This window comes from Streptomyces sp. 7R007 (assembly GCF_054850255.1).
Window position 1 is genome coordinate 1 of the sequence record NZ_JBTWMV010000124.1, and the last position, 4,385, is coordinate 4,385.

Genomic DNA, 4,385 nt, shown 5'->3' on the forward strand with positions numbered 1-4,385 from the left:
GCCTGCACCACCATGAACATCGTCACGTCCCGCTCCCGGGCCAGCGCCCTGAGATCCTGGGACGTCTGTGGCGATACCTCCAGCTCGGCGACGTGGGCAACATGCGTGGGCTCGATCGGCCGGGGGCGGTCCGTCGGCAGCGTCAGTTCCTCCGGAGCGCCGGCGAGTGTTTCGCGCCAGTAAGCCAGTTGCTGGGACAGCAAGCTGTCCGGATCGTCCTCCGACCCGAGCAGTTTCCGTTGCCAGAGGGTGAAGTCCGCGTACTGGACCGGCAGTTGACGCCACTCCGGGGCCTCGCCCCGGCAGCGTGCCGCATACGCGTCGGACAGGTCCCGCGCCAGCGGCACCATCGACCAGCCGTCCGTGGCTATGTGATGAACGACCAGCAGCAACACGCACTCACGTGTATCGAGCTGGAACACACAGCCCCTGAGGGGGATCTCTGTCGACAGATCGAACCCCTGGCTGGTCGCTTCGGCCACCATCGCGGGCAGTTCTGTCTCGGTCGCCGGGATCACGGGCAGGTCGAACCGGACCTCCTCAAGGGGGAGGATGTCCTGGTACGGCACGCCGCCTTCGGCCGGGAACACCGTGCGCAGCACCTCGTGCCGTTCGATGAGGTCACCGAATGCCGATCGCAGAGCGCCGAGGTCGACCTCGCCGGTCAGCCGGACCAGGGTCGGGTTAACATACGTCGTACTGGCACCTTCCAACTGGGCCAGGAACCACAACCGCTGCTGCGCGAACGACAACGGCACCCGCTCCGGGCGCTCACCAGCCGTCAACGCAGCCCGCGCCACACCGGCCGACTCCAACCTCCCGGCCAACCCTGCCGGCGTCGGCGCCTCAAACACCGACCGCAGTGCCACCTCCACACCCAGCACACCGCGGATCCGGCTCACCAACCGCGTCGCCAGCAGCGAATGCCCACCCAACGCAAAGAAGTCGTCCTCTGCCCCCACCCGCTCCAGACCCAGCACCGACGCGAACACCGAACACAGCAGTTCCTCCACCACCGTGAACGCAGCACGCCCCACCCCAGCCACATAATCCGGCGCCGGCAACGCCCCCTTGTCCACCTTCCCGTTCACCGTCAACGGCAGCGCATCCAGCACCACCACCGCCGATGGCACCATGTACCCAGGCAGACGATCCGCCACGAACGCCCGCACTGCGGCGGGCATATCCTCCTTCTCCGGCCCGCCGACAGCCACGACGTAGGCGACCACGCTCTTGCCCTGCGCGGCGTCCTCCCGCACCACCACCACGGCCTGCGCCACCTGCGGATGCGCGGCCACAGCCGCTTCGACCTCGCCCAACTCGATCCGGAAACCCCGGATCTTCACCTGGTCATCCGCACGCCCGGCGAACACCAGATTCCCGTCACCGGTCCAGCGCACCACATCTCCGGTCCGATACAGCCGGCCGCCGTCACCCGCGAACGGATCCGCCACAAACCGCTCCGCAGTGAGCCTCGGACGGTTGAGATAGCCGCGCGCCACACCCGCGCCCGCCACATACAGCTCCCCCGCCACACCCACCGGAACCGGCTGCAGGAAGTCATCCAGCACGTACACCCGGACATTGGCGATCGGCGACCCGATGGTCACCTCTCCCGCCGCAGCATCACACCGCCACACCGCGGCGTCCACCGTCGTCTCCGTCGGACCATAGCTGTTGAACATCACCCGCCCCGGTGCCCACCGCACCATCACGTCCGCCGGCAGTGCCTCACCACCCACATCCAGCACCACGCCGGCACGCACTGCCCCGGCATCCAGCGTCCCCAGCACCGCCGGCGGCATCGGCGCATGCGTGACCTCTCGCTCCGCAAGCACCCCAGCCAGCTCCGCACCCGCCCGCGACGCAGCCGGCACCACCACCAGTGACGCACCTGACATCAGCGTCACCGCCCAGTCCGAACAGAACGCATCGAACCCCGCCGAGGCAAACTGCGCCAACCGGTGCCCATCCCGCATCCGATACCGCGAACGCACCGCCTGCGCCAGATTCGCAAATGCCCCATGGGGCACCACAACACCCTTGGGCGCCCCCGTCGAACCGGACGTATAAATCACATACGCCGCACCCCCGGACAACAGCTCCACGGGCGGATGCACCGGCGCTACACGGGCCAGCTCCCGGACAGTGGCAGAATCGTCCAGGACCACCACCCGCGGGGACGCGTCCACCGGCAACGCGGACGCGGTCTCCTCGCAGGCCAACACCATGACAGGACCTGCGTCTTGGATCAGGAAGCCGGTCCGCTCGACCGGATACTCCGGGTCCAACGGCAGATAGGCGGCGCCCGCCCTCCACACCGCCAGCACGGCGACATACAGGTCCAGCCCGCGCGGCAAACACAGGCCCACCACGTCCTCCGGACCCACGCCACCAGCCCTCAGCAGGCCGGCCACACGATCCGCCCGGGCAGCCAACTCCGCATAGGTGACCATCCGGTCACCGTCCACCAGCGCCACCGCATCGGGAACCTGCGCCACCTGGGCCATGACCAGTTCCGGAACCAAAGTCCCCGGCACCGCCACCGCCGTGTCATTCCACACACGCAGAATCCGGTCCCGTTCCGGCGCGTCGAGGACCGGCAGGGAGCGCACTCGGACCGACGGCTCCAACGCCACCGCTTCCAGCACCCGCTCAAGACGGCGGGCGAAGACCCCCGCCCACGGCTCGTCGAACAGATCGGCCGCCACCGTCACCACACCGCGCAACCCGACCGCGGCCCCGTCCGGACCGAAAACCTCCGACACCTCCACACTCAGATCGAACTGAGCCGGAGGCTCGGCAGAACCCACCCCATGCGCCCGCAGCCCCGGCAACTCCAACGCCGAACGTCCGGTGTTCTGCATCGACAGCATCGTCTGGAACAGCGGCTGCCGAGACATCGACCGGGCAGGAGCCAGCGCCTCCACCAGATACTCGAACGGCACGTCCTGATGCGCGAACGCCGACAATCCGGTTTCTCGGACGCCGGCGAGCAGGTCCTCGAACGTCGGGTCCCCCGACACATCCGTACGCAGCACCAGGGTGTTGACGAAGAAGCCGACCAGATCATCGAGGGCTTCATCGGTTCGGCCGGCCACCGGGGTTCCGATGGGGATGTCGTTGCCTGCGCCGAGCCGGGACAGGAGAGCCGCCAGCGCGGCCTGGACCACCATGAACATGGTCACGGCGTGAGTGCGGGCGAGGGATGTAAGCCCTTGGTAGGTCTCGAGCGAGACCTCCAGGCTTGCGTTGTGTCCGAGGTAACTCGGCAGAGCCGGGCGCGGGTGATCCGCCGGGAGACTCAGTTCCTCCGGTATTCCGGCGAGTTGCTGCCTCCAGTACGCGATCTGCTGGGCGGCCAGGCTGTCCGGGTCCTCCAGGGAACCCAGCAGGTTCCGCTGCCAGAGCGCGTAGTCCGCATACTGCACCGGCAGCGGTTCCCAGTCCGGAGCCTCGCCGCGGCAGCGGGCCGCGTACGCGTCCGACAAGTCCCGTACCAGCGGTGTCATCGACCAACCGTCCGTGGCGATGTGATGCACGGTGACCACCAGGACGTGGTCTTCGGGGGCCATCCGGAACACGCGGCCCCGGACGGGAATCTCGGCCGACAACTCGAACGTATGGCCGGCCGCCTCGGTCAACAAGGCAGGCAGATCCCCCTCCGTCGCCGTTTCCACCCGCAGACCGAAGCCGGCTTCGGCCACGGACAGCACTCGCTGATACGGGAGGCCGTCGACCGCCGGGAAGACGGTACGCAACACCTCATGCCGTTCCATCAGGTCGCCGAACGCCAATCGCAGGGCATCGATGTCGATCGCACCGGTCAGTCGTACGGCCACCGGGTTCACATAGGTCGTGCTCGGACCCTCCAACTGGGCCAGGAACCACAGCCGTTGCTGCGCGAACGACAACGGCACCCGTTCCGGACGCTCCCCCGCACTCAACGCCGTCCGGGCGACACCCGCCGACTCCAGACGCCTCGCCAGCGCCAGCGGTGTCCCGGCCTCGAAGACCTCACGGATCCCCAGCTCCACGTCCAGCACCGCGCGGATCCGGCTCACCAACCGCACCGCCAGCAGCGAGTGCCCGCCGAGCGCGAAGAAGTCGTCGTCCACTCCGACCCGCTCCATACCCAGCACGTCGGCGAACGCGGTGCAGAGGATCGCCTCCACCGGAGTCGACGATCCACGGTCCGTCACGCCGGCTGCGCGGTCGGGAGCGGGCAGGGCGTCCCGGTCCAGCTTGCCGTTCACGGTCAACGGCAGCGCATCGAGGACCACCACCGCCGACGGCACCATGTACGTGGGCATACGGCCGGCGGCATAGGAACGGACCACATCGGGCAGGCCGCGCTCGTCGGACACGGCGGCGGGAACCACGTA

General features: G+C 68.5%; 1 protein-coding gene. It reads right to left on the bottom strand.

Annotation, left to right across the window (positions count from 1 at the left end):
* Positions 1–4,367: amino acid adenylation domain-containing protein (locus ACYF6T_RS44295; protein WP_461703665.1), on the bottom strand; the 4,367-nt coding region annotated here is incomplete at its 3' end.
* Between the last annotated feature and the right edge of the window lie 18 nt (positions 4,368–4,385).